The organism is Agrobacterium rubi TR3 = NBRC 13261, from assembly GCF_000739935.1.
In the GTDB taxonomy this organism is placed as follows: Bacteria; Pseudomonadota; Alphaproteobacteria; order Rhizobiales; family Rhizobiaceae; genus Agrobacterium; species Agrobacterium rubi.
In genome coordinates, this window is sequence record NZ_BBJU01000027.1 from 134,957 (window position 1) to 159,734 (window position 24,778).

Consider the following 24,778-nt stretch of genomic DNA (forward strand, 5'->3'; position numbering starts at 1 on the left):
TTTAACAGGTATCGCGGAGCTGCAATGCAACACAGTTTTGAAACAACAAAAGCAGTCGCTATCATGACGCAAAGCGCCGACTACTTCGCTGTCCTCAAGCATATTTTGTCGAGCGAAGGGATCAAATCGGCGCTGTGCAACGAGGCAGACGTCGAGGCAAAATGTGCTGACCCGGATATCGTTGGTCTCATCATCGATGTGGAAGACGATGGCGAAACCGCCAGTGCGATTTGTCAACGCATCAAACACAGCGCGATAGGGAAACGCATTGAGATTCTCGCAATCATCCCCAACGGACACAACGAAACATACATGTCCCTGATGCGCGCAGGGGCTGACCACTGCTTGATACGCCCTTTCTGGCCGCCGCATCTTCTTACATTTCTCAAGGATATCAATCCTGCGCAACGCTATGGATCATCCCCATCAAAGGCTCATTTGAAACTGGGAGACATCGAGCTCTGGCCAGAGCGAAAGCGCGCGATGGTGAACGGCACGGAAATCTTACTTGGTCCGATCGAATTCAAACTTCTCGAACACCTTCTCACAGACCCGGGACGAATTTTTAGTCGCAACGACTTGATCGCTGCGGCGTGGCCCCAAGAGGTTTATGTGCAACCAAGAACAGTCGATGTTCACATGGGCCGCATCAGACGGCACCTCAAAAAGGCGACCGGCTCGGACGTTATCCGTACCGCCCGTTCCAGTGGTTACGCGATAGAGCTGACACAAAGGGAGACAAATCCTGCTGACATGACTGCGTGACAATCACCTTCACAGAAATTTCTCAAAACATTCTGCAACCCTTTGTTGATCAATTTGTCCTTTGGCCGATCCTGCGTGCATCTGTTTCGTTCAAGGATTTCAGCGATGTCCAGTCATGAAGAGCTTCGTATAGCGCGCCGAAACACGGCCGGTTTGATCGACCACGCGGAGAGCTACTTTAGCGCGGCCCATCACCAGGGACTGATGGCAATATATGCTCACCCACGTCAAGGCAGAGAGGTGGATATCGTCTTCGATGGCTTTCCGGCGCGACGCATCACTGATTTTGTTCGATGTTCTTATCTTGGCCTAGATAATCATCCGGCAGTCGTTGACGGCGCGATCCGGGCACTTACCGACTATGGGGCATTGCATTGGTCCTGCGCCAGAACCAGGTTAAATTTTGCCATCTTGCGTGACCTAGAGTCGACACTTGCGGACCTTTTTCGGGCACGGATTATAACCTACACAACGGTTTTGGCGGCAAACATGGGGGCCTTGCCTATCGTCGCCTCGGGCCATCTTACTGGAGGGGTCAGGCCGCTGATGGCATTCGACCAGCACGCGCACGCAACGCTCGCCTTCCATAAGGGTACGATTGCGCTGGAGACAGAGGTCCGCACGATCGGACATAATGACTTGAACATGTTAGAGGATCTTTGCCGGGCCAACAAATCTGTCGCCTATGTCTGTGATGGCGTCTATTCGATGGGCGGAAATGCGCCTATGGAGGATCTGCTCTCATTGCAGGATCGATATGGCCTATTCCTCTATATCGACGACGCCCACGGTATTTCAATATGGGGGCAAAACGGAGAAGGTTTTGCGCGATCACACTTTGGAAGTGATCTCGGCTCACGCACGATCATTGCTGCGTCCCTGGGAAAGGGTTTTGGTGCGTCCGGCGGAATGTTGATGCTGGGTACAGCTAGGCAAGAAGAGCTGTTTCGACGCTTTGCCGTCGCCCACGCATTTTCTGCATCACTCAACGTTGCGGCCATCGGTGCGGCAATCGAGTCCGCCGCGATCCATAGCAGTGGGGAACTCGCCAAACGGCAAAAAGCACTTAAATCGAATATTGAGTTACTGGACTCGCTGCTACAAACGGAACAAACCGGTGCCCAATTGCCGATCCGCACTGTTGCCCTTGGTTCCGAGGAACGTGCGGTCGCCGCAACCCGGGGACTTCTGGATAAGGGCATTTACAGTTCCGCGATCTTTTTTCCTACCGTGGCAAAGGGGAGGGCGGGTATTCGTGTCTGTGTCACCGCAGACCACACCGACGAGCAGGTCCGAGATCTTTGCACCGCTTTGTCTGGCGCTGTCAGACGACAGAGTGGCACGTGATCGATCAAGAGTAGGGCTCTGCAAAGAACGCGAGCGACCATACTTGCAAAAGAGATTAAACTGTTTTCGGAGAAGCCGTACGGACTGAAAAACACCGATCGGTATGCATTTGTCGTTTTGAACACGTGGTGTAAGCTACTGATCTAATGCTCGAAACCCGCCGTGCCACTGTAACAAAAGACCTATCATCCACGATGAAAACCAATATCGACCACATTCCGCCGCAAAAACAACAGCAGCTTTCCAAAGCTCTGGAAATTCTTCATGAGGAGTTCGAGGACGCATTGAAGGACGCGACAGCGGACTTCAAAAAGCGCGGACGGATCCTGAAAATCATTTTGTTCGGGTCTTATGCCAGAGGGACGTATATCGATGAACCGTTCACATCGAAGGGATACCGTTCCGATTTCGATCTCCTCGTCATCGTCAATAACCGCAAGCTGACCGACTTTGCCGAATATTGGTATAAGGCGGCAGACAGGCTGATACGCAGCAAGGACATTGAATTGCCAGTTCAGTTCATCGTGCATTCGCTACGCGAGGTGAATACTTCCCTGAGGGAGGGCCATCATTTCTTCTCGGATATTCGCAAAGAAGGCATTGTGCTTTACGAGTTGAATGACGAACCGCTCGCCGGACCCAAGGAGTTGGAACCGAGAGAACGCTTGAGGTTAGCAAGCGAACATTTCAGACAGCGATACAATGCCGCGACCCGTTTCCTCGATATGGCTCAACTGGCAACAGAGAAGTCATACTCGGAAAATGCCGCGTTCGAGCTTCACCAAGCGCTTGAACAGGCATACTCGTGCATTTTATTGACCCTAACAAACTACGCCCCAGCATCTCACAACCTGAAAATTCTGCGGTCATTCGCCGAGGAACAGGATCGCCGCTTGGCAGAGGCTTTTCCGCGTGAGCATCACCGGGAGCGTGCTGCGTTCAATACGATCAACGAAGCCTATGTGAAGGCGCGATATTCAAGCCAATACAACATAACCGGAGAAACGCTCGAGTGGCTGGGCCAACGCACCGCAGTTTTGCTGGCCTTGGTAAACGTCGTTTGTACCGATCACATTTCTGCACTTCAGAAGGCAGCCGATAAGCTGAACTAACCTAAAAGTTCCATAACATACATTATGCAATCTTAGATTGATTTTTATTTTATTTATATAGTATGAATTGAGTGTCTCGCGTGACCCGTTTCACCTTCCCACCACAACGGAGTGAAAAATGCAGCACTGGCTGGACAAACTGACCGATCTTGCGGCTATACGCGGCGACGACAGCATCCTTACGCAAGGCCTTTCCGACCTCACCCAACATTTCGGCTTCACCGGCTACGCTTATCTCCACATCCAACACAAGCATAGCATCGCAGTTACCAATTATCACCACGAGTGGCGGTCAACGTATTTCGAGAAAGGTTTCGACCGGCTTGATCCAGTTGTCAAACGCGCGCGTTCCAGAAAGCAAATTTTTACGTGGTCTGGCGAGCAGGATCGCGCGAGACAATCGAAGGAAGAGCGCGCCTTATACGCGCTTGCTGCAGATTTCGGTATCCGCTCCGGAGTCACCGTACCCATCAAGACGGCCAATGGCTCGATGTCGATGTTCACTCTGGCGTCTGAAAGGCCTACAATCGATCTCGACCGTGAGATCGACGCGGTCGCAGCGGCGGCTGCCGTCGGACAACTCCATGCCCGCATATCGTTTCTTCAAGCCACTCCGACCGTTGAAGACGCTGCTTGGCTCGATCCGAAAGAGGCGAGCTATCTCAGATGGATTGCTGTTGGAATGACAATGGAGGAAATCGCCGCCGTGGAGGGCATCAAATACAATAGCGTCCGTGTCAAGCTCCGCGAGGCTATGAAGCGCTTCAACGTGCGGAGCAAGGCACACCTTACCGCGCTCGCAATTCGTAGAAAGTTAATCTGAAAGACCGGTGGCCGGCTCCGCTCGATCTTTTGCGCATCAGGCTTTACCCAAAAAGATCGGGGTCAGCTCGTGGTCATCTTGGGAATGTACCCGAGAACGCTCAAGAGCGTTTTGACCGCGCTCATCTGTGCATGCATCTCGATCATTGCTTCGATGTATTCGAGATGCTGAACCCCACCATTGGCCTTTCCTGTCCTATAGTCCTCTGGCAAAGACTGGAACAGCTGATCCGTCTTCTCAAGAAGCTGCCTGTGCAGCCGAATAGCATCGACCGTCAGCCTCTCGACGTCCGCCTTTGCGAGGCCGGCCGTCAGCCCGATCACTGGACGCAGTTCACATGTCTCGACTAGCGTATCTTCTGAACTCATTTGTGATCCAACCCTTTATATTGTCTGCGGTTCGCCCCTGCGCCCTGGGACAACGCGCCCGGCCTTGTGCCCCCTCATAGGATGTGGATATTTTTTTCGCTACTGCGATGGACGAACAATTGCCGTGCAGATCTGCAGGAGTCAGCGCTTGGCGTCAATGCTCGACAGGTCGATCCTTATCCCTGCAGTGTTGGGATCGGATGCCGAAGCGTTGGCGGGCAACTCGGTTTTGGCTTTATTTTCCCGAAGACCATTTTGCGTGTCGGCACCATCCCGCCGGACTAGGCCCGGCTGGGCGAGCTTTACATCGCTTGGATCTTGCGCTCGAAACACTGCCTCCCCCTCGAAGTATCCCGTCTGCCAGGCAATGATCGCGTCGTCGAACACCTGTGGCAGGACTTGCCTTTCGGTCGGGTTGCCATACCATTTGGTGACGATGCGATAGACCTTGGCGAACAACGCAGTGCCCATGCGGATGTTCTCGCAAGCATCGACCAGGTCCGGCTTCATCTGACCCGCCTCAACAATGCTGAGCCCGGCAGGATATTGTGTGATCCCGACGCGCACGGTGTTGCGGCCGAGGTTCTGGCGTATCAGTGCAAGCGCTTCCTCTGGAGTCGTCGGCTTCGGCACCAGTATGACGCGGTTTCCGGAGCGGACCGTAACTACGAGCGGGTCCGGTGCCCCTGCCCGCTCGATGAACTGTTCGACGATCGCCGGCTTTAGGCCGGGATCGCTGCATTCCTTGATGAGGGCGGCATCGACCATCGCGAATATCTCCTTATTTATTGAACGCAGTGACGACGGGCAGTCCGAACAGTTTAGCCCAGGCCATCACGCTCACATTCTGGATGGCGACGACCGACGTTCCCGCGGTCCACCATCCGTTGCCCGGGGCGACGATTGCGGTGGGCGAATGCAGCATCGAGTGCAGGACCGGCCAAAGGAGGAGTTGTTCGTAGCAGATCAGCGCGGCGAGCTTCTGGCCACCGCTTTGCACAACTGGATTGCCGAAGAGGTTGGCACGCGCTCCTCCACCCTGCCCGGTCCATGCCCGCCATGGCTGCCACATGGACACCGGGACCGGCATGCGTTGGCGATAAAAAATTCGTGCTTCGTCAGCCGAAATCCCCACCATGACATTGTCGTAGCCGCCCGGATCGATGACATCAGCGCCGGCGATCACAGTGAGCTCCGAGCCTCGCAAGCCCTGACGCCACACTCTCTCGACCGTCGGTGTCCAGAAGCCGAGTGCGCTTTCGGGAAGGACGACGAAGCTGATTTTCCCTCCCGCAACCGCGCGCACCGCTGCGATCAGGTCACGGTGATAGTCGAGCGAGCCGTCTCGTCCGAGTTTCTCACCCTGTTCAAGGTCGACGCCCTTCCATCCCTCGGGTAGATTGGGTGATGTCCAAGTAGCGGTGGACCAGAGCCAAAGTCCTCCCAAGACGATGGCGACAGCCGGCCAATATCGCGATGTCATCATCGCGAGGCCGGCTGTCATCGCGACCAGCCCCCACCATCCCCATCCCGGAAAAAGCACGCCAGTAGCCGTGAGCGGATGCGCCCAGCCGATTATGCCGAGGGGTGGCAGGCCCATCAGCGTCGCCGCCGCCAGATAGCGCGCCGCCATTGCCATTCTCGTTCGACCTTCTCCCGGACACTTGCCTTCCGGTCGCCCCTTCCAGAGCGCCGCATGCACGCCGGCAAAGGAAAGCGAAGCAACTGCCCAAAGCAGAAGCCCAGGCCAGAGCTTGGCGGCATAGAAGTTGGCGACGCCATGCGGCAGCCCACGCGACGCAGCCAGAAAATATCCGGCCGACACGAGCCCCGCTGTCAGCCGTGATGGTGACATTGCCCAGAGCGCCGGAAACAACACGGCGACAGGAAGGGTCAAGACATGCCCGCTCCAGGCAATCCAGCCGCAAGCGACGGATACGGCGGTGAGCAGGCAGGAACGCCGCCAGTTACGGTTCGAACGTGAGGACCCGCCGCGCCAGGCCGAGAAGGCCCGTGTCGGGAACCGGCCCAAAATACCGACTATCATAGGAGCTCGCAAAGGATGAGTGAAGGAACAGGTTTTTCGGTGGCACGATGCCGGTTTTGAACGGTGCGATCGGCCTGCCTTCTCCATCGCTCCCGCGAACGATCGATGAGGCAAGAGGCCTGCCGTCGACAGTGACATTAGCGCCGATTTCGACATGCTGTCCGGGAAGCGCCGCCACTGTCTTGATCAGCGGCGCAAAGCCACCGTGGCAGAGGCCACGCCGGACATAGCCGCGGCGGCGTGCCTCCTCGAATGAGGTGGTCACCGGTGGGCAGATGAACACGAGATCGCCAGTTTCGACCGGACGCTGGAGGGCCACGATACGCCAGAGCCCAAGCGGCTCGCTCGGCGTCAGGTTCAACCGAAAGCCGCCCATATAGGCGACTGCCGCCAGAGCGGCGATCATCCCGCCCGCGCCGGCCAGGACCAGGAGAAGCCGACGCCTCATTGCTTCATCACCGGCGTCTGGCGCTGGGCGAGACGCAAATCCTCCGCCTGCCGCAGGGTTTGGACGGTGCGCTCGTGAGTGGCGAGCTGCTGGGACGTGCGCATGATCGGCCAGGCTTCCTTCAGACGCTCCTTCTGCTCGGGCTGCATTCCTTCGGAGAGTTTGTCGAAGAGCTTTCCGGAGGGTTCGCGCGCGGCATTGGTGAGCAGCGTGCGCTCGCCGAACCGTTCGGTGATGGCCTTATTAAAACCGTCAATTTCCAGCTTGGTTTCCCGATTGCTCAGCGCATAGGCCATGGCCGCCGGCACATCGTTTCGGTCGATCGCGTCGCGTACACGCTCAAGCACAACGCGCGCGGCCGGCGACAGTGCCGGGATGTCGATCGACACGCGCTGACGCAATGCCTGCTCGTCAGCCTGCAGCCGCTTTGTGGCAGCCTCACGCATCTGCAGATACTGCTCAAGATCGCGCTTCAGGGCGGGGGCGTTAATTTCGGCGATACGACGCGCCTCGCGCTCAACCTTGCTGGCCAGAATGCCGGTCTTGCCCCTGAGCGGCCCGATCGACGCCGGGGCGGTCGTCAGCGTCTGAAGCGCCAGTTTGGCCGCTTCCTTATCCACTAGCACCGCATCGAAGTTCATCGCCCGGAAGGCGGTTTCGGGATCGGCAAAGACGTATGCAAAACGGGTCGAGACCTCCTCCCATTGTTGTCTGAGGGCTGGATCGGCGTCGAGTTTTTCGCCTACCGTATCGGAAACAGAACCAGAAAATGTCTTGATGCCTGCGACCATGGGCGCGGCCTCCTTCCTCGTTTGGGTTTTTAGGGGGTGGTGCAGACCGAGACGCTCTGCAAAGACTGTAAGACGCTGGCCGAGATCGACCAATTTCGTCTTCTGGCGCAGCGTCCAGTCGAGTCGGTCGCGTAGCAGCGTCCGCGCCACCTGGACGATGTTGAGGCCACGACTTTCCGCAAACCGCAGCGCCTCGCGATAAAGCTTTCCGCGCTCGTAATCGAGCGTGGTCTCCTTGGCTTGTCTGCGGGAGAGAACCGTTGCAAGACCACCATTGAAGGCAAAGGATCGCGTCCCGTAATAGAGCTGCAAATCCTCGCGATGGCGGGTCATCGCGACATAGGTCAGATGCCGGTCCAGCGAGAGGCTTGCCAACACCTTCACGCGGTCGACGGTCGCGCCTTGGCTTTTATGGATCGTCGTGGCGTAACCATGATCGAGATTGCTGTAGAAGCGTTGCTCGACGATGACTTGCCGGCGCTGATCACCCTCTCCGACGACAGCAACGATCTTGTTCGGTGCGGCCTCAATGACATGAGCGATCATCCCGTTCTTGACGCCGAGCAAGGTCTCGTTCTTCAGGAAGACGATCTGGTCGCCCACGTCGAACCGCCTGACACCGTCAGCCGTTTTGAAGACATGGCCCTCACCGACAATGCCGCGTTCAACGAGTTTTTCCCGGGCCATGACGTTGAGCATGCGCACGTCGCGGCGCAGATGCGCAAGGATCAGCGTTGTCTTCGTCTGATCGTAATCGTTGTTCCAGTCACCGATCAGCCGCTCGACCGCTTCCGCCTTGAGGCGCGTTCCCTTGATCCTCGTATTCACATCATAGGCGGTCAGTGCCTTTTCCACATTTCCTCGGGCGAGATCGAGCGACGCCTTGCGCATCCAGTCCTCGCGCTGGCGATAGATCGTCTCGAGTTCGGCATAACCGATGCGGTCAACGATGGTGCGGAAGGCAGCCCCCGCCTCGATCGGCTGGAGCTGTTCGGGATCGCCGACCAGAACGATCTTGGCGCCTGCCCTGACAACGGTATCGACGAAGCCGGCCATCTGTTTTGATGCGACCATGCCCGCCTCGTCCATGACGAAGACTGTCTTGTCATCGAGAACGTCACGACCACGGTTCCAGCGCAGCTCCCACGACGCGAGCGTCCGGCTCTGGATCCCGGCTTCCTTCTCTAGGCCCTCGGCGGCCTTGCCGGCAAGCGCCCCGCCGACGACCCGATATCCGGCCAGTTCCCAAACCTCGCGGGCTGCCTTCATCATCGTGGTCTTGCCAGCACCGGCGCGTCCAACGACGGCCGCGATCCGAGCGGGACCGGCGATCCTCTCGATTGCGGTTTTCTGCTCCTGCGATAGCCGCTCATGCCGCCGGAACGTTGCGGCCAGAGCAGCTTCAGACACAGCATGACCGTCCCGGTTCGACAGCCACAACGCCTGCCGCACCATCGTCGCTTCCAGCCGGATCATCGCTCTGGTCGAATAACGGGCCGGCACCTTTTCTCCGGTGGAAAACTCGATCGTGTCGCGTTGGAGACGCAACACTTCGGGCTTCTGGATGATACGGGCCATTAGTTGCAGGAAGACAGCCGGGTCATCGACATAGCGGTGCAGAACCTTGGCGATATCGCGTTCATCGAAGACGCTCTTCTCTCGCGTGATCAGGTCGAGCACGATGGCTGGATTGCGAAGAATACGGCGGGTGTTTTCGCTCCGCAGCTCTTCGTTCAATTCGATGCGCTCAAGCTCTGGCCGGACGCCCTGCTCCTGCGCCTTGCGCTCGATTGCCTTGGTGCCGACGCCAAGATGGATCGTCGGTTCGAGCTCGATACCCTGCTTCTCGTAGGAACGGCCGTCGATCTTGAGATCGATGCCGCCAAGCGCCAGATGATGGTTCAACCGCTCGAACCATCCATCACGCAGAACGCTGAAGTCATCGGTCGACCCGGCCCAGAGCTGATAGAGAATTTTCCCGGACTTGGTACGGACGGGCTGGCGATCCTCACCAATCACCGCGACCTTCTTCGATCCGAACCCTTCCTCGGTCAGCGGACGCAATGTGGTCATCAGGTGGATATGCGGGTTGCCGGGATTATCGTGGTAAACCCAGTCGGCCACCATGCCCTTGGCGTGGATGTGTTTTTCCACGAAGTCGCGAACTAACGCGATGTTCTGCTCCGGGGTGAGCTCCAGCGGAAGAGCGATTGTCAGGTCCCGGGCAAGCTGCGCATCGGAGCGCTTTTCGAAAGCCTCGACCTTGTTCCAGAAGGCTTCCGAAGCTCCTGATACCGAGCGGTCGGCAATCATCGCGCGGACCCATTTCGGGGCATCGGCGGGCAAGACGAACTCCTCGTGCAGGAGCCCCTGTTTGCGGGTGTAGTCGATGGTACGGGCCTCGCGCTCGTATTCCATCTTCGCGCAGTGCCGATAGGCCGCAGACAGCACCACGCTGGCGCCTCTGCCGCGGCTGACGATGCTGGCTGAAAAGTGGGCGATGGCCACGACGGTAGATCTCCCGGTTCGAACGCCGTTCGTCTGGAGCGGTCAGGCCATGGTCGGCCCCACTTCGGGGCTCTGAGCAACGCGTCGCGTCAGCGACGTATAATTGCGCCCTTGGATCCGCTCCTTCGGAACGGCGGGATCATCCTCCAAAGTGTCGGCTTTGCCGACGTGCAGATCTGCACATTCCTTCGGAAGCGCTTTTGAGGAAATCTTGCAGCGTGACAAACGCCACAAGATTTCCAGGGGGATGCGACCGGAATGAAGAAACCATCATCGAAGATCAGGGAAGAAATCGCCAGATTACAGGATCAACTGAGACAAGCCGAAACACGTGAGGCCGAGCGCATCGGCCGGATCGCGCTGAAGGCCGGCCTCGGTGAGATCGAGACCGAGGAAACCGCGCTACAGGCTGCGCTTGAAGAAATCACCGGGCGGTTTCGCGGTGGCATGGCGGCTTCGACCAGGAAGAGAAATGCTGGTGACGGCAGGACAGCAGGCGAGACGCTCACGACGATCGAGACTGGCGCTGCTGCGGGCAGCAGTCGTGAGGCTTGAACGCATGGCTCGCACGATGACGAATGATGCACGCAAGAAAGACACGCGCGAAAAAATCGAACTCGGTGGCCTGATCGTCAAGGCAGGATTGCGCTACGAAAAGCGGGCGCTATTGCTCGGCCTGCTGATCGATGCAAGCCGCCGCCTCCAGGGCGACGATGCGGAGCAATCGCGCCTCACGGCGATAGGCGCGGAGGCGTTCGGTCGTAACAGTGAGTAAACTGTTCCTCGCCGTCATCCCGGCCACGACGATGATCGTTGTCGTGGTTTTCATGCCGGGGATCGAACACTGGCTGGCCGCGTTTGGAAAGACCGCGCAGGCGAAGCTGATGCTCGGGCGTATCGGCCTCGCGCTGCCCTATGCCACCGCGGCTGCAATCGGCACGATCTTTCTGTTCGCGGCAAATGGCGCAGCGGGTATCAAGGCTGCTGGATGGGGCGTCGTCAGCGGAAATGGAGTGGCCATCCTCATCGCTCTCCTGCGCGAGGGGGTTCGCCTGGCCGGGATCGCTGGCGAAATTCCGGAAGGACAATCCGTGCTCGGATATGTGGATCCCGCAACGATGCTTGGCGCATCGAAAACGTTCCTTGCCGGTGTCTTCGCACTACGCGTCGCGATGAAGGGTAACGCAGCTTTTGCGAAAGCCGCACCACGGCGGATTGGGGGAAAGCGAGCGGTGCATGGCGAGGCCGACTGGATGAAAGTGCAAGAGGCTGCAAAACTTTTCCCCGATCCAGGCGGCATCGTTGTCGGCGAAAGGTACCGTGTCGATCGCGATAGCGTTGCGGCAGTGTCGTTCCGCGCCGACGATCCGTCGACTTGGGGCGCGGGGGGCAAGAACCCGCTCCTATGCTTCGACGGCTCTTTCGGTTCGTCGCATGGCATCGTCTTCGCCGGATCCGGCGGCTTCAAGACGACGTCGGTAACGGTCCCGACCGCGCTCAAGTGGGGTGGCGGTCTCGTCGTCCTCGATCCATCGAGCGAGGTTGCGCCGATGGTATCAGAGCATCGCCGCAAGGCTGGCCGAAAGGTGATCATTCTCGATCCCTCGGCGTCAGGCGTCGGCTTCAACGCGCTCGACTGGATCGGGCGACATGGTAGCACGAAGGAAGAGGATATCGTTGCCGTCGCGACCTGGATCATGACCGACAATCCGCGATCGGCCTCTGCGCGCGACGACTTCTTTCGGGCGTCGGCCATGCAGCTTCTGACGGCTCTGATCGCCGACGTCTGCCTGTCCGGTCTCACGGACGAGGAAGACCAGACGCTGCGCCGCGTAAGAGCCAATATTTCCGAGCCGGAACCGAAGCTGCGGGCGAGACTGACCAAGATCTACGAGCAGTCGGAATCGGACTTCGTGAAGGAGAACGTTTCGGTCTTCGTCAACATGACACCCGAGACCTTTTCTGGCGTCTACGCCAATGCGGTGAAAGAAACCCACTGGCTATCCTATCCGAACTATGCCGCCCTCGTCTCGGGCGACAGTTTCTCGACCGACGATCTCGCCGATGGTGAAACCGACATCTTCATCGCGCTCGATCTTAAGGTGCTGGAAGCCCATCCGGGACTGGCGCGCGTGGTTATCGGATCGCTGCTCAATGCCATCTACAATCGTAATGGCGATGTGAAAGGTCGCGCTCTCTTCCTGCTCGACGAAGTCGCCAGGCTCGGCTACCTGCGCATCTTAGAGACCGCGCGCGACGCCGGGCGCAAATACGGCATCACGCTGACGATGATCTTCCAGTCCATCGGCCAGATGCGCGAGGCCTATGGCGGCCGGGACGCAACGAGCAAATGGTTCGAATCCGCATCATGGATCTCGTTTGCCGCGATCAATGATCCTGATACCGCCGACTATATCTCGAAACGCTGCGGCGAGACGACGGTCGAAGTTGACCAGACAAACCGCTCGTCAGGGATGAGGGGATCGTCGCGCTCGCGTTCCCGGCAGCTCAGCCGCCGGCCGCTGATCCTGCCGCATGAGGTGCTGCGCATGCGCGCTGACGAGCAGATCGTGTTCACATCAGGCAATCCGCCGCTCAGATGTGGACGCGCCATCTGGTTCAGACGCAAAGACATGAGCGCGTCCGTCGGAGCAAACCGTTTTCACAAACTAGCCACAGAGGGGGTGAAGAACTATGAAACCGCTTCTACGACAGACACTGAGACGACATGACATTGAGATTTGTTACGGCAATTGCCAGCCTATCCCCCTTAGCCGTTGGTTTCCTCGCAGCTATTGCCTCAGCCCAGCCTTCAAGCAATGCAAGTAGCGCGAGCGAAGCTTTTTCCATCTGCGGAAGCGGCGAACGCGTCAACTGCGTGGTGGACGGCGATACGTTTTGGTTTCGAGGCGAGAAGATCCGGATAGCGGACATCGACACGCCAGAGCTAAGTCCACCGAGATGCAAGCGAGAACGCGAGCTTGGTCTCGCGGCGAAACAGCGTCTGCTCGACATTCTCAATTCGGGTCCGCTCTCGTTCAAGGCGGCTGCAAGAGATGAAGATCGCTCTGGGCGGAAGCTCAGGATCGTCTACCGGGACCGGCGATCGGTCGGCGAAATTCTCGTCGCTGAAGGCCTGGCTCGGAAATGGGGAGGATCACGCCGAAGTTGGTGCGAATGAAACGAACCAGACGGATCAACGATATGAATCGATAATGCCCGTCCGATTCAAAACTCTCATTGGACGGCAGAATCCGAACGCGCGATTCTGCGGGCATGATCACGCAGCCCTACCACCTCTATGTCGAGCGTATCGCGCCGGAGAAAAACATGGCGCGGTTTTATTCGCTCGCCGTTCAGCCGACATTGTTCGGCGATGTGTCGCTTGTACGCGCCTGGGGGCGGATTGGTACGCGCGGACAGCAGATGGTGCATCTGTTCGACAATGAGAGCCACGCCATCGACCTGTTCCTCGACGTGCTTCGCGAAAAGCGCAAACGGGGTTATCGGCCAAAACGACCTGTGGACATCCCATCGATCTGATCCTCGGCCCCATCGTCACCGATGACAATCTGACCGCGGTCACCTCGGCGGCGCAGCCAGAGAGGTCGCAGATAGCTGCGAACCCCTTGCGGGTTGACCGTCCAAGGACGGGACTGGATTAGGGATGCCAGTTAAGAGAGCGGGAGTTGGAAACGCCGATGGGTGGAGCATTATTGCGCTCGGCAAGGATTGACCTGCTGCTTGCTGATCAGGCGACCTGCTGGTTCCGATACAACAGAGGTGTTGGCCAGTTGCTGCTTGTGGCTTTTTGAAAAGGGCGGTGCAGCAATGCTCGATGTTGCCAGACTACGGAGTCATTGAACCCTTTCAGGTATGAAAGCCGGAAGGGAAAAGGCTCGCGGCCTGAGGCTTCAGCATAACCAATAGCCCGGCCGCTCGGGCTACGTTACCGCCGACTGAGGAGACCTCCTTCTCGCCGGTTTATACGATTAGAACAACACCTTATGCCGAATGCTGCGGAAGGCCCACTGACCAATTTTTATATCTAAATATTGGTCAGTATACTTTCGCCAGTTGTTAGTGACCAAAATTTGTATATAATCTTCGGTCAGTAAATAGGATAACTATGCCAGATCCCACATCGAATACTCTTGAGCGCATTCAAGATCGCATAACTGCCGCCTCCCCTGGAGGCGTTTGGTCGCGTGACGACTTCCTCGATATCGGAACACCCAATGCGGTCGAAAAGGCACTGCAGAGGCTCACTGCGCGAGGAGATATCCGGCGACCATATCGAGGCTTCTACGATAAGCCGGGCATCAGCCAACTGACTGGGAAAATGGTGTTCCCGCCCCGCGCCGCGTTCGTCGATGCGATTGCGCGGCGTGATAAGTTGCGTGTCCTCGTCGACGGAATGACCGCCGCAAACGACCTTGGCTTGACAACAGCTGTCCCCGCCCGCTCAACGATCTATGCGGATACCTACCCCCGCACCATTGTGATTGAAGCGAACTCCGGGGATCCGAATGCAGCGAAGCCTGTCATTTACCAGCTTGATTTCAAGAGAATAGCGGCGAAGACGGCTTTCTGGGCCGGACGACCTGCCATGCGGATCGTCCAGGCACTGACCTGGTTTCGAGATGAACGCTCAAATTTGGAAATCATCGTCGAAGGGATTGTCCGTCACCTCGCGCAAAACCTACAAAAGCAACTAATTGTCGAGGATTTACGCGATAACATTCGCGCGCTTCCTGCGTGGATGTATCCCGTGGTGGAAACGATAGCGCGCGACACTCGCGTCACAGAGGAAGAAAATGCGGCAGGGCTTCATTAATGTGCTTCGCAGTAGCCCCGATGAGCGTCGGGCCTTGTTTGAAACGGTGGCGTCCGACCTGCAGACTCGGGCTGAGAATATCGAAAAGGATCTCTATGTCTGCTGGGTCCTCGACTTCCTATTCAATGGGCGAGCCAATGATCAGATCGGTCTTTATTTCAAAGGTGGCACCAGCCTTAGCAAAGCCTACAGCCTCATCAATCGCTTCTCCGAGGATATCGATATCGGAATTTACAAAGCTGATCTCCAAGTGCCGACTGAAAGCGAGATCGCCGCGCTCTCCTCGGTGACCAAGCAGCAAAAGGCATTAGCAGACGTGGTGGACGAGGCCGCGCGCCAGTACATATCTGGTCCCCTGAGGGAAAATCTTAGCCAGGAGATTGCCTTAGTCGAGACCGAAACCGGCCAAACCGGACATTTCTCTCTCGGTTTCGGCTACGACATCTACCGGAAGAAAGAGGCTCTCGACATTCTTGTGCTCCGATACAAGAGCGTTTTCGATACCAGCGGAGGCTATGTCGAGGCCGCCGTGCGCATTGAAGGCGGAGCGCGCCCGGACCCATTACCAGCAGAAGCGCGCGCCATTGTTGCCTACGTCGCCAGGGAAATGGGGGAAAGCGATTTCAAAGTCGAAAACGTTACGACCGTCAAGCCGGAGAGGACATTTTGGGAGAAGGTCCTCATCCTGCACGCAATGACGGAAACGACAGAAAAGCGCAGCGCTGAGGATAATCCAGAACGAAAGGTTCCCGACCTCAACCGATATTCACGCCACTACTACGATGTCCACCAGATTTGGACCCACCCAGACTATGGCATGGTAACGGCTTCAATGCGTGAACTCGCCGAGGCATGCCGACGGCATAAGGAACTGATGTTTCGATCGCCGGATCACCGATACGATCTGGCCGTGCCAGGCACTTATCGCCTGGTGCCGACACCCGATATGCGCAAAAAACTCGCCAGTGACTACGATAGAATGTCAGCGATGATCTTTGCAAATCCACCTGGTTTCGAAGCTGTCATGGAAAGTATTGAAGCGCTCGAGGATGCAGTCAACACGGTCAAATAGTCGAACAGCAGCCTGCGACATTTCCATGCAGCTATTGTCGCGTTGGAGGTTGTCGGTCAGGCAAACGAGCGGTAAAAAGCCTAATGCTGGTCAAGCGACTGCAGGGACATTAAAAGGAATTCTTATGCCTACCGGTACAGTTAAATTTTTCAATGATGACAAGGGATTTGGCTTCATCACACCTGAGAATGGTGGAACCGACGTGTTCGTTCACGTCTCCGCTTCGCAACAGGGGGGATCGCTGAGAGAAGGTGACAATGTTACTTTCGAAGTTGGCCAGGACCGGAAAACCGGAAAATCAAAGGCTGAGAACGTCAGCGTGCTCTGACCTATGGTCCGCGAGACCAGCCTGCCGCTAAATAGTGGCAAACTGGTCTCGCCCTCTACGGAGCTCAATGAAAATTGCGGCTCTTCACCTTGAGCGTATCGATGTGCAGATCACGCACGAAGATGTCCCGCGCCTCGGGCACCGGTTTTTGTCTATCGCGAGAATCCCCACCACCTGCCGAGCCGTGAGCAAACTCGTCTCCACGTCCTGATGGGGCTTTGAACACGACATCCATGTCAGCGAGACCAGAGAGGTCCGCAGAAAGGTCGAATAGCTGCTGGGCGACCAGGTGCACGACCTCCCCTTCCCGCTGGATTCGCCCGTTGATTGCCATCATGGATGCCCCCAGAACGACACGGCGCCGCTTCTCAAAGAGACTCGGCCAGACGACGACATTCGCCGGACCTGTCTCGTCCTCAATCGTGATGAACATCACGCCTTTCGCGCTCCCCGGCTTTTGCCGAACCAGGACAAGACCTGCGGTGTAGACCCATCGACCGTCGCGGGCGGACATCGCGTCTTCGCACGTCACCATGCTGCGCTTGGTCAAGCTCTCCCGTAGGAATGCCATTGGATGTTCGCGCAGTGTCAGGCCGACGTGTCCGTAGTCTGCAACCACGTTATGGCCCTCGGTCATCTGCCGGAGCTCGACTTCAGGCTCCGCCTGCTCGGCGATCGATTTCTGCTCGCGGTCTGCAGCCGCTGCAAACAGCGGCAGTGGCTCGTCGCGCAGCGCTTTGATCGACCATAGCGCATCGCGCCGTTCGAGCTGAAGCGATGGCCGGAAGGCGTCGGCCTCTGCGAGTTCTACGAGAGATGCTGCCGGAACACCCGATCGTCGCCACATATCATCGACGGAACTGAACCCATCGTTCATGCGCGCGGCAACGATTCGAGCCGCATCCGACGCTGCCAAGCCCTTCACCATCCGCATCCCAAGGCGCACGGCATGACGGTCGGTATTTCCAATTGGCTCCAGTGTGCAGTCCCAACGGGATCGGTTGATGCAGACAGGGCGGATTTCGACGCCATGGACGCGGGCATCGCCGACAATCTGCGCCGGGGCATAGAAACCCATGGGCTGGGAATTCAGGAGCGCCGCGCAAAACACATCCGGGAAATGACACTTGATGTAGTTCGAGGCATAGGCGATCAGCGCAAACGACGCAGCATGGGATTCCGGGAAACCGTAGGATCCGAAGCCTTCCAGTTGCGAAAATGTCTTCTCGGCGAACTCGGCCGTATAGCCGTTTCGCACCATGCCGGAGACCAGCTTCTCCTTGAACCTGCTGACCCCGCCCGTAAACTTGAAGGTCGCCATTGACTTGCGCAACTGGTCCGCCTCTCCCCCGGTAAAACCCGCGCAAACCATGGCTACGCGCATCGCGCTTTCCTGAAACAGCGGCACGCCCAGTGTTTTACCAAGAACTGCCTCGAGCTCTGGCGTTGGATATTCGACCTTTTCCTTGCCTTCGCGGCGGCGCAGATAGGGATGCACCATGTCGCCCTGGATAGGACCGGGGCGCACGATCGCCACCTGGACGACCAGATCGTAAAATGTCCGAGGCTTCAGACGTGGCAGCATCGCCATCTGTGCTCGGGATTCAATCTGGAACGTGCCGAGGGTGTCGGCTTTGCGGATCATCGCGTATGTTGCCGCATCTTCCTGGGTGATGGTCGCGAGATCCAGATCATCGTTCTTATGCTCACGGATCAGATCGAATGCTTTGGACATGCAGGTGAGCATGCCCAGTGCCAAAACATCGACCTTCATGAACTTGAGCGCCTCCACATCATCCTTGTCCCATTCGATGATCTGTCGGTCTTCCATCGTGGCAGGTTCGATCGGAACAAGGTCATCGAGGCGGTCGTGGGTGAGCACGAACCCGCCGGGATGCTGACCGAGATGACGTGGTGCGCCCATCAGTTGCTGTGCGAGTTGCAGCGTCAGCTTCAGCCTGCGGTCATCGGGATTGAGGTTCAATTCCCTCACATTGCGATCACTGACCTCTTCCGACCACGACCACATGCCCGACGACAATGCCTTGATCACATCCTCAGGCAGGCCAAGCACCTTGCCGACATCGCGAATGGCACCCTTGGCACGGTAACGGCTGACGGTCGCACACAGTGCCGCCTTCTCGCGGGTGTAGGTCTTGTAAATCCACTGAATGACCTCTTCGCGGCGCTCATGTTCGAAATCAACATCGATATCCGGCGGTTCGTCGCGCTCCTGGCTGATGAAACGTTCGAACAAAAGATCATTCGTCGAAGGGTCGATGCTGGTGACGCCGAGAATGTAACAGACGGCAGAATTCGCAGCCGATCCGCGCCCCTGGCAGAGGATTCCCTGCGAGCGCGCGAACTGGACGATGGAAAACACCGTCAGAAAATACGGCGCATATTTCATCGTCTTGATAAGATCGAGTTCGTGCCGGACTGTCGCCAGAACGTCTGGCGGCATACCTTCCGGATAGCGGTCCGGTACGCACTCCCAGACATAATGTTCGAGAGATTGTTGAGCGTCTTTACCCGGAACGATCGCCTCCTCGGGATACTGATAGGTCAGCTCCTCAAGTGAAAACCTGCACTGATCGACAATTTCCATCGTCCGCCGTAGTGCCTCGGGATAGCGCGGAAACAGGCGTTCCATCTCTTCTGGCGGCTTGAGATATCGATCAGCATGACGTTCGCGCTCAAAGCCGACGTCGTCGATGGTCGATTTGGTGCGGATGCAGGTGACGATGTCCTGAAGCTGCCGCCGCCCCGGCTCATGAAACAGCACGTCGTTGGTGACGACGGTTTTGACCTTATGCCGCGTGGCCATGTTGGAAAGATCGTGTAGTCGAAGCTGATCGTTCGGTCTGCGGCGCAGGCAAAGGGACACATAGGCTTGGGCGCCAAACACCTCTGCCATCTTCCTGAGCTGCAACGCGCATGTATCGTCGGCGAGATCGGGAATGAGGATGCCGATCATGCCATCGGCGTAGGTCATCACATCGTCCCAATGGAGGATGCAGTTGTTTTTGCCGCCGCGCCCCTTGCCAAGCGTGATCAGTCGGGTCAGACGCGAATAGGCGGCCCGGTCCGTCGGATAGACCAGGATCGACATCCCGTCCTGTAGGTCAAGCCGACAGCCGACCACGAGACGAAGGCCGGTGGCGCGAGATGCTACCAGTGCCCGGATAATGCCAGCTAGTGAATTGCGATCCACGACACCGATGGCATCGATGCCGAGGCTTTTCGCCGTCTCGAACAGTTCGGTCGCGCTGCTGGCACCGCGCAGAAACGAGAAATGGGTGGTGACCTGAAGCTCGGCATATCTCATGCGAATATTCCCTGGATGAACCATTTGTGCGACCCGGTTTCGCTATCCACGCCATCGCCTGCCCGGAAAACCCAGAGACGCTCGCCCGCTTCATCTTCGATGATGAAATAGTCCCGGACTGCGGCCCACTCGGATGTTCGCTGCCACCACTCGCCAAAAATCCGCTCCGGCCCATCGGCGCGTTTCACCTTGCGGCGTTTGCCCCGCCATGTGACGGAAACGGGAGGATGATCGGGCATCAATGCGATGACCTCTACCAGTTCGGGATGAGCGAGCAGTCGTACCGGACGCGGCCAGTGATGCGACCAGGAGACGACAATGTCATCTGCAATGGGTGCAATCCGCTGAACGCTGCGCTCGGGAACGTCAGAGGCAACGGGGGCGAGACGATAGACACGCTGTCCACGATTGCCGAAGATGTCGATGAGCGGAGTGATGTCCACGATCTCGTCTTCGACAAGCGAAGACGCCTTCTGTTTTTCCTCAAGCGGCTCCACCATGATCGCCGCAAGGGTCAGCTTCTCGATCCCGAAGCCAGGATCGATCTTTTCGGTCATGTCGCGAAACAGTTTCGTCAACCAGGCGACATCGCGGGCGGCCTTTGCCGTTCCTGCCCGCAGCGCCTGGGTCGTGTTGTCGACCTTGTGGACGATAAGATCGACGCGGCGAACACCGAGCCCCTTTTTCTGAAGCTGGTTGCAGAGTTCTATGACCAGACGACCGACATATTTGTCGATCGTTTCGGCAGCACCGATCGGCTCCTGGAAAATGCGGCTGACTTCGATCAGTTCGGGCGTGCGGATGGGGTCTATGGGTTCGCCGGTGCGGCCGAAGATCTGATCGAGACGGCGGGCGATTTCCGGTCCGAAGCGCAGTGTCAGTGGTGCCCGCGACGTCGCAGAAAGCTCACCGATGGTTCGAAAGCCGAGCGTTCTTAGATCACCCACCATCTTTTCAGGCAGACGCAACAGGGAAATCGGCAATCGCTCGACCGCCTTTACGGTTTCGCCGCGCGGCACGATCACCGTCTCTCTGGTGATGGCACGTGCGCAGGCATGAGCGGCACCCCATGTGTCGGCAATGGCAACACGGGCCGTCAGCCCCCTGCCCCGAAAGCGATTGGCAATCCCGCTCAACATGGCAAGCTCTCCGCCCCGGAGATGGTCGGCACCATCTGTGTCCATGACGATGCCATCAGGCGCATCGACTGCGACGATCGGAGAGTATTGGCTCAGTGCCCAGAAGGTAATGCGCTCCAGCGCTTCGGCGTCCGCCTTCGGATCGGCATCGATCATCATCAGTCCCTGAAACAGCGCCTGTGCCTTTGCTGCCTGCATGCCGATACGCAGACCTGCCTTCTTCGCGGCAACATCTGCCGCCGACACCCAGCGTTTTGATCCGGATTTCGCGATCACGGCGATGGCCCGTTCAGCCGGAATGCCTGGATCGGCGCGACGAATGCGATCCGTCGACAGATCCGGAAGGTAGATCGATACGACCCTGGTCATCACACGCTCCAACGATAAATTCGGCACATTCGCCAGCACGCGACCGCATCAGTTCCAGCAACCATCTTGCCCGCCCAACACCCGGCACGGGTAAGTCCTGCGACGAAAGCACACTTATCCTCCACCGGGTGGTCGACGCCGTCGGCTGGCCAAAATCATTGGCCTCCGTCTGTCGTCGCCACCTGCGAACAACAAGCGCCAAGCTTCCCTTCTTTTCCGCCGCAAGCTGAAGCCGCCGGCTCGCCAGCATCGGCAGTCGCACGACCTCGCCGACGACCGCGCCCAGCCCACCGAAGGAGAGCGCCTCTTCCATTGAGGCAAGCACGTCCTCTTCGCGATCGCTTTCCACGAAGATCACGCGGTTTGCGTCAAGACCTGCCTGCGCGAGCGCAGGAAAGAACAAATCCGGGCGCGTCAGGCACCAGACGATCTTGCCTTTGGTGCGAGCGGCAACGCCTGCCACGAACAGGGCCGCGGCTGCCCCATCGACGGTTCCGGTGCCTCCTCCTGCAAATTCATGAAGAGCGCCTCTGACGAGACCGCCTCCTGGCAGCACCGCGTCGATTGCGCTTACCCCGAACGGCAGACACTCAGCTTGCTTGGCCACGACGCCTTCCAGCGAAGCGATGCGACCACGCAGATCCGCTATGACATGCTCGCGCGCAGCAGCCATCGTTCACGCAATCCTTCCGGTTCGTGTCGTTTATAGGAACAGCTTCATGCCGTTTTCAATGTTGAAGTTCACGTTCTGTTCCTGCGCCCAATGAGAGTCAAGAGGCGCTAAATTAGGAAAGCAGTCCTCTATTTTTAGCAACTCGAGAAATTCGCAAATTGAATCAGTGAGTAAGATTTGGAACGGTGCTTGGTAACGTGCACAAAATAAATTTCAGGAGAGCCTGATCAATCCCTCAGCTTCGGCTGTCAATGCATGCAAGCTCCGCTGTCCGCAGGCCTCATATTCAGGAACCATCCTATGCCGATCGCGCTTACCAATGCTGAAGCTTGAAGAAAGGTAGCACCGAAGTGGTCGAAGCCAGGGTACGCGTCATCGATCTCGAAACAGGAGGCAATGGCCCGAACGACGTTTGTGAGATCGGCTGGCAGGATGTCGTCATCGACCTAACTGGAAAGTGGCAGGTCACTGACGAGCGCGGGGCGCTGTTCGTCAACCCTGGACGTCCCATCTCACCCGACACGATGGCGATTCATCATATTCTGGATGCCCAAGTCGCGGATGCTCCCTTCTGGAAAGAAATAGCGTCAACCGTTCTCCGTCCACCCGGCCGTATTGACGCCTTGGCAGCTCATCGAGCCGCTTTCGAGCAACGATATTGTACACCGCGGTTTACAGGCGGAACACCTTGGATCTGCACATGGAAATGCGCGCTGCGTGTCTGGCCACAACTTCCGCGGTTTTCCAACCAGATGCTGCGTTATCAACGAATGCCCACCGGACTGGTGCATGAAATCGGCCTCCCAGCGCATAGGGCTATGCCCGACGCCTACGTTACGGCTCATCACCTCCGAGACATGTTGAACCAAACCTCGCTTGAGGATTGCCTGACGTGGAGCAACGAACCGGGACTTCTACCGCGTGTGCCTGCCGGACCAGACCGGGGAAAACCCTGGGGTCGCATCAGCATCGAGGCGCTGAACGCGTTTATCGCAGATCGGGATGTGGACGTGCGCTTCAGCGCACAGACTGAACTGGATCGGCGGATTGAGGACAAGCCGTCTCGGGATGCGGAACCGGCACAAGGGACTCTTGGATTCGAATGAGCAACAAGTATCCGGATACGCCCGATGGTCGATACTTCGTCGTAAAAGGAAGGCTGTGGCGTCGCAGCAGTCCTAAACTCGATGAGGAAACCCGTACGGCACTGGTCAAGGATTTGATGGTGGCACGCCGGGCAGTTCGCGATGCATCGGCAGGCTCACCAGCGATGATCGAAGCACGCAAGAAAGTGGATGCAGCCAAAGTTGCCCTTGGAGAACGCGGTCCGGTCTGGTGGGATGACGACGCGCCTGACTTCAATCGCCATCTCGCCAGGAACACCCCCTACGCTACATGGTTTGCACAGTTGGAAATGGAATGAGATGTGATGGCACCTGGAAGACAAAAATCTGACCCGCTGAGCGAAGGACACAGGGATGGAATTTGATCTGGCGCGGTTCATCAAAGCGCAACAAGATACGTACGCAAAAGCCTTGCAGGAGTTAAGCGACGGACTGAAGAGGTCTCACTGGATGTGGTTCATCTTTCCGCAAATTCACGGACTTGGTCGATCGGAAACTGCCCGCTTTTACGCGATCTCTGGGCGTTCTGAAGCCGAAGCCTACCTGGAACATCCTGTTTTGGGCGCCCGTTTGGAGGAGTGCACGCGCACCATGCTCAGCCATCCCAGCCTCAGTGCACGCGAAATTCTTGGCTCTCCCGATGACCTCAAGTTTCATTCCAGCATGACGTTATTTGGCATCGCCGCCCAGAGTGGTTCGTCGTTCGAGACTGCCCTCAACGTTTTTTATAGAGGTCAAGGCGATCAAGCCACGCTTGCAGCACTGAAGAACCATGTACGATCAGACGCTTACCGACTTTCGCAAAAGTCCCGACTTAAGGTAGCTAAACCAAGTTTCGGCCGCGTGAAAGCGCTTTCGTAGACGGCTATATTCGACGGCGTCGCGGCGCCGAGACCTAAATTTCCATACATCAAGGATGCATTTTTGCTCCCTTTACGATCTTATCGACGACCTTCTTTTAGGCTCTAAGTGCCAGTCCTACCAGTTTCGAATTGTCGGGGCCGAACTGGGCGAACACCTCCCTGTTGGCGGCGTCGTGAGGTCGCGGGCGAATACTATCCGCCCGCTTATGCATCATGCTGCATCGATTACGGGAAGCCTTCCTGAACATTTTGATGGAGAGTTTCGGTAAGAGGGAGGGATCAGAAAGATCGGTTGCAGTTCCTCGTCTGCTGTCACCAGGCTCGTTGACTTGGAAGCGCTGAACCACCATTTGTGTGACATGCCGAAGCGTGAAAAAGATGAGATCGAACTGATCAGGACATGGACCCTGCCAGCCACGGTAACAATGGGGTCGGCCGTTCGGGCGAAAGGCGTTCTTCAGGAAATACAAGCAAGGCTGCCTGCGATCTCTAAAAAGTCGATCTCGCTGGAAGGTGTCGATCTTACACTGGCGATGACAGCCAACGATAAGACCGCATTCAACGCGGCAGCGGCTATCGTCGCGAAAGTGGTGGCGGAAGCCGGAGCAATGCCGGTCATCCCGCGAGAAATCGAGGACATCCTCACGATCAAGACTAGCGAGCGACATCGTTGGCTTGCAGACGGTCGTCTGCCGAGCGCCGGGACGAGGACCGTCAGACTGAACGGACGCGCTCGTCAGATTACGTTCCATGTGTTCGACCCCAAGGTGGTGGAGGATCTTCTCGACAGAGGAGCCGCGGAAGAATGGCGTGTGGAGGATGCCGAGGCAAAAGCT

General features: G+C 57.5%; 24 protein-coding genes and 1 pseudogene. 16 read left to right on the plus strand and 9 right to left on the minus strand.

What is annotated here, in order from left to right; translation table 11 throughout:
* Nucleotides 1-24 precede the first annotated feature (24 nt).
* From RRU01S_RS20945 to traR, 4 genes are all read left to right on the plus strand, one after another.
* A complete protein-coding gene (locus tag RRU01S_RS20945; RefSeq protein ID WP_045232154.1) occupies nt 25-765 on the plus strand; it encodes a winged helix-turn-helix transcriptional regulator in 741 nt (246 codons plus the stop codon).
* Nucleotides 766-870: 105 nt separating this feature from the next.
* Nucleotides 871-2,112 carry an 8-amino-7-oxononanoate synthase family protein gene (locus RRU01S_RS20950; protein WP_045232155.1) on the plus strand — a complete coding sequence of 414 codons (1,242 nt, stop codon included), beginning with the start codon at nt 871-873 and terminating at the stop codon, nt 2,110-2,112.
* Between the two features lie 194 nt (nt 2,113-2,306).
* Nucleotides 2,307-3,224 carry a nucleotidyltransferase and HEPN domain-containing protein gene (locus tag RRU01S_RS20955; RefSeq protein ID WP_045232195.1) on the plus strand — a complete coding sequence of 306 codons (918 nt, stop codon included), beginning with the start codon at nt 2,307-2,309 and terminating at the stop codon, nt 3,222-3,224.
* 118 nt (nt 3,225-3,342) lie between these two features.
* Complete coding sequence (traR, locus tag RRU01S_RS20960) at nt 3,343-4,047, plus strand: autoinducer-binding transcriptional regulator TraR (RefSeq protein WP_045232156.1); 705 nt, start codon at nt 3,343-3,345, stop codon at nt 4,045-4,047.
* Between the two features lie 62 nt (nt 4,048-4,109).
* On the opposite strand, the gene RRU01S_RS20965 is transcribed toward traR, so the two are convergent.
* The 5 genes from RRU01S_RS20965 to traA all read right to left on the minus strand — a co-directional run bounded on the left by RRU01S_RS20965 (nt 4,110) and on the right by traA (nt 10,209).
* A complete protein-coding gene (locus RRU01S_RS20965) occupies nt 4,110-4,415 on the minus strand; it encodes a transcriptional repressor TraM (RefSeq protein WP_045232157.1) in 306 nt (101 codons plus the stop codon).
* Between the two features lie 141 nt (nt 4,416-4,556).
* The gene (locus tag RRU01S_RS20970; protein ID WP_045232158.1) at nt 4,557-5,183 is read right to left on the minus strand and encodes a TraH family protein; all 627 of its coding nucleotides are present in this window, start codon (nt 5,181-5,183) and stop codon (nt 4,557-4,559) included.
* A gap of 13 nt (nt 5,184-5,196) precedes the next feature.
* Nucleotides 5,197-6,366: a conjugal transfer protein TraB gene (locus RRU01S_RS20975; protein WP_045232196.1), complete on the minus strand. Its 1,170-nt coding sequence runs from the start codon at nt 6,364-6,366 to the stop codon at nt 5,197-5,199.
* A 16-nt stretch (nt 6,367-6,382) separates the two neighbouring features.
* A complete protein-coding gene (gene traF, locus RRU01S_RS20980) occupies nt 6,383-6,910 on the minus strand; it encodes a conjugative transfer signal peptidase TraF (RefSeq protein ID WP_045232159.1) in 528 nt (175 codons plus the stop codon).
* Entirely contained in the window at nt 6,907-10,209 is a 3,303-nt protein-coding gene (gene traA / locus RRU01S_RS20985) for a Ti-type conjugative transfer relaxase TraA (RefSeq protein WP_045232160.1), read from the minus strand. The genes traF and traA overlap by 4 nt, the downstream gene beginning before the upstream one ends.
* 258 nt (nt 10,210-10,467) lie before the next feature.
* Here traA and traC point away from each other — a divergent pair, with 258 nt between their 5' ends.
* The 8 genes from traC (at nt 10,468) to RRU01S_RS21030 (ending at nt 16,446) form a co-directional block, all read left to right on the plus strand.
* The gene (gene traC / locus RRU01S_RS20995) at nt 10,468-10,764 is read left to right on the plus strand and encodes a conjugal transfer protein TraC (protein WP_045232162.1); all 297 of its coding nucleotides are present in this window, start codon (nt 10,468-10,470) and stop codon (nt 10,762-10,764) included.
* 4 nt (nt 10,765-10,768) lie between these two features.
* The gene (gene traD / locus RRU01S_RS21000) at nt 10,769-10,984 is read left to right on the plus strand and encodes a type IV conjugative transfer system coupling protein TraD (RefSeq protein ID WP_045232163.1); all 216 of its coding nucleotides are present in this window, start codon (nt 10,769-10,771) and stop codon (nt 10,982-10,984) included.
* A 1-nt stretch (nt 10,985) separates the two neighbouring features.
* Nucleotides 10,986-12,941, plus strand: a complete 1,956-nt coding sequence (gene traG / locus RRU01S_RS21005) for a Ti-type conjugative transfer system protein TraG (RefSeq protein WP_268823039.1) — start codon at nt 10,986-10,988, stop codon at nt 12,939-12,941.
* Complete coding sequence (locus RRU01S_RS21010) at nt 12,938-13,390, plus strand: thermonuclease family protein (protein ID WP_052816184.1); 453 nt, start codon at nt 12,938-12,940, stop codon at nt 13,388-13,390. The genes traG and RRU01S_RS21010 overlap by 4 nt, the downstream gene beginning before the upstream one ends.
* A gap of 95 nt (nt 13,391-13,485) precedes the next feature.
* On the plus strand, nt 13,486-13,752 hold the full coding sequence (locus RRU01S_RS21015) for a WGR domain-containing protein (protein WP_045232199.1): 267 nt from the start codon (nt 13,486-13,488) through the stop codon (nt 13,750-13,752).
* 586 nt (nt 13,753-14,338) lie between these two features.
* Nucleotides 14,339-15,046 carry a DUF6088 family protein gene (locus RRU01S_RS21020; protein ID WP_045232164.1) on the plus strand — a complete coding sequence of 236 codons (708 nt, stop codon included), beginning with the start codon at nt 14,339-14,341 and terminating at the stop codon, nt 15,044-15,046.
* On the plus strand, nt 15,027-16,118 hold the full coding sequence (locus RRU01S_RS21025; protein WP_045232165.1) for a nucleotidyl transferase AbiEii/AbiGii toxin family protein: 1,092 nt from the start codon (nt 15,027-15,029) through the stop codon (nt 16,116-16,118). The genes RRU01S_RS21020 and RRU01S_RS21025 overlap by 20 nt, the downstream gene beginning before the upstream one ends.
* Nucleotides 16,119-16,242: 124 nt before the next feature.
* The gene (locus RRU01S_RS21030; protein WP_045232200.1) at nt 16,243-16,446 is read left to right on the plus strand and encodes a cold-shock protein; all 204 of its coding nucleotides are present in this window, start codon (nt 16,243-16,245) and stop codon (nt 16,444-16,446) included.
* 64 nt (nt 16,447-16,510) lie between these two features.
* On the opposite strand, the gene RRU01S_RS21035 is transcribed toward RRU01S_RS21030, so the two are convergent.
* The 3 genes from RRU01S_RS21035 to RRU01S_RS21045 are packed head-to-tail and all read right to left on the minus strand — an operon-like array spanning nt 16,511 to nt 21,955.
* Nucleotides 16,511-19,774 carry an error-prone DNA polymerase gene (locus tag RRU01S_RS21035; RefSeq protein ID WP_045232166.1) on the minus strand — a complete coding sequence of 1,088 codons (3,264 nt, stop codon included), beginning with the start codon at nt 19,772-19,774 and terminating at the stop codon, nt 16,511-16,513.
* Nucleotides 19,771-21,282, minus strand: coding sequence for a Y-family DNA polymerase (locus tag RRU01S_RS21040; RefSeq protein ID WP_045232167.1), 1,512 nt, complete (start codon nt 21,280-21,282; stop codon nt 19,771-19,773). Before RRU01S_RS21040 ends, RRU01S_RS21035 begins: the two co-directional genes overlap by 4 nt.
* Nucleotides 21,203-21,955: an ImuA family protein gene (locus tag RRU01S_RS21045; RefSeq protein ID WP_045232168.1), complete on the minus strand. Its 753-nt coding sequence runs from the start codon at nt 21,953-21,955 to the stop codon at nt 21,203-21,205. Before RRU01S_RS21045 ends, RRU01S_RS21040 begins: the two co-directional genes overlap by 80 nt.
* 329 nt (nt 21,956-22,284) lie before the next feature.
* On the opposite strand from RRU01S_RS21045, the gene RRU01S_RS21050 reads away from it, so the two are divergent.
* From RRU01S_RS21050 to RRU01S_RS21060, 3 genes are read left to right on the plus strand one after another with little or no spacing between them, the layout of a single operon-like run.
* The gene (locus RRU01S_RS21050; protein ID WP_178119237.1) at nt 22,285-23,061 is read left to right on the plus strand and encodes an exonuclease domain-containing protein; all 777 of its coding nucleotides are present in this window, start codon (nt 22,285-22,287) and stop codon (nt 23,059-23,061) included.
* Nucleotides 23,058-23,378 carry a hypothetical protein gene (locus RRU01S_RS21055; protein WP_045232169.1) on the plus strand — a complete coding sequence of 107 codons (321 nt, stop codon included), beginning with the start codon at nt 23,058-23,060 and terminating at the stop codon, nt 23,376-23,378. The genes RRU01S_RS21050 and RRU01S_RS21055 overlap by 4 nt, the downstream gene beginning before the upstream one ends.
* A gap of 55 nt (nt 23,379-23,433) precedes the next feature.
* A complete protein-coding gene (locus RRU01S_RS21060; RefSeq protein ID WP_081880148.1) occupies nt 23,434-23,940 on the plus strand; it encodes a DUF1810 domain-containing protein in 507 nt (168 codons plus the stop codon).
* A 97-nt stretch (nt 23,941-24,037) separates the two neighbouring features.
* Here RRU01S_RS21060 and RRU01S_RS26845 read toward each other — a convergent pair.
* Nucleotides 24,038-24,118, minus strand: a pseudogene (locus tag RRU01S_RS26845) (DUF2000 family protein); the annotation flags it as partial.
* A gap of 183 nt (nt 24,119-24,301) precedes the next feature.
* Here RRU01S_RS26845 and RRU01S_RS21070 point away from each other — a divergent pair.
* Nucleotides 24,302-24,778: hypothetical protein (locus RRU01S_RS21070; protein WP_045232171.1), on the plus strand; the 477-nt coding region annotated here is incomplete at its 3' end.

Excerpts from the sequence above, each read along its gene's own strand:
- RRU01S_RS20945 (WP_045232154.1), top strand. The coding sequence starts at position 25 with ATGCAACACAGTTTTGAAACAACAAAAGCAGTCGCTATCATGACGCAA.
- RRU01S_RS20950 (WP_045232155.1), top strand. The coding sequence starts at position 871 with ATGTCCAGTCATGAAGAGCTTCGTATAGCGCGCCGAAACACGGCCGGT.
- RRU01S_RS20955 (WP_045232195.1), top strand. The coding sequence starts at position 2,307 with ATGAAAACCAATATCGACCACATTCCGCCGCAAAAACAACAGCAGCTT.
- traR (WP_045232156.1), top strand. The coding sequence starts at position 3,343 with ATGCAGCACTGGCTGGACAAACTGACCGATCTTGCGGCTATACGCGGC.
- RRU01S_RS20965 (WP_045232157.1), bottom strand. The coding sequence starts at position 4,415 with ATGAGTTCAGAAGATACGCTAGTCGAGACATGTGAACTGCGTCCAGTG.
- RRU01S_RS20970 (WP_045232158.1), bottom strand. The coding sequence starts at position 5,183 with ATGGTCGATGCCGCCCTCATCAAGGAATGCAGCGATCCCGGCCTAAAG.
- traF (WP_045232159.1), bottom strand. The coding sequence starts at position 6,910 with ATGAGGCGTCGGCTTCTCCTGGTCCTGGCCGGCGCGGGCGGGATGATC.
- traC (WP_045232162.1), top strand. The coding sequence starts at position 10,468 with ATGAAGAAACCATCATCGAAGATCAGGGAAGAAATCGCCAGATTACAG.
- traD (WP_045232163.1), top strand. The coding sequence starts at position 10,769 with ATGGCTCGCACGATGACGAATGATGCACGCAAGAAAGACACGCGCGAA.
- RRU01S_RS21010 (WP_052816184.1), top strand. The coding sequence starts at position 12,938 with ATGACATTGAGATTTGTTACGGCAATTGCCAGCCTATCCCCCTTAGCC.
- RRU01S_RS21015 (WP_045232199.1), top strand. The coding sequence starts at position 13,486 with ATGATCACGCAGCCCTACCACCTCTATGTCGAGCGTATCGCGCCGGAG.
- RRU01S_RS21020 (WP_045232164.1), top strand. The coding sequence starts at position 14,339 with ATGCCAGATCCCACATCGAATACTCTTGAGCGCATTCAAGATCGCATA.
- RRU01S_RS21025 (WP_045232165.1), top strand. The coding sequence starts at position 15,027 with ATGCGGCAGGGCTTCATTAATGTGCTTCGCAGTAGCCCCGATGAGCGT.
- RRU01S_RS21030 (WP_045232200.1), top strand. The coding sequence starts at position 16,243 with ATGCCTACCGGTACAGTTAAATTTTTCAATGATGACAAGGGATTTGGC.
- RRU01S_RS21035 (WP_045232166.1), bottom strand. The coding sequence starts at position 19,774 with ATGAGATATGCCGAGCTTCAGGTCACCACCCATTTCTCGTTTCTGCGC.
- RRU01S_RS21040 (WP_045232167.1), bottom strand. The coding sequence starts at position 21,282 with ATGACCAGGGTCGTATCGATCTACCTTCCGGATCTGTCGACGGATCGC.
- RRU01S_RS21045 (WP_045232168.1), bottom strand. The coding sequence starts at position 21,955 with ATGGCTGCTGCGCGCGAGCATGTCATAGCGGATCTGCGTGGTCGCATC.
- RRU01S_RS21055 (WP_045232169.1), top strand. The coding sequence starts at position 23,058 with ATGAGCAACAAGTATCCGGATACGCCCGATGGTCGATACTTCGTCGTA.
- RRU01S_RS21060 (WP_081880148.1), top strand. The coding sequence starts at position 23,434 with ATGGAATTTGATCTGGCGCGGTTCATCAAAGCGCAACAAGATACGTAC.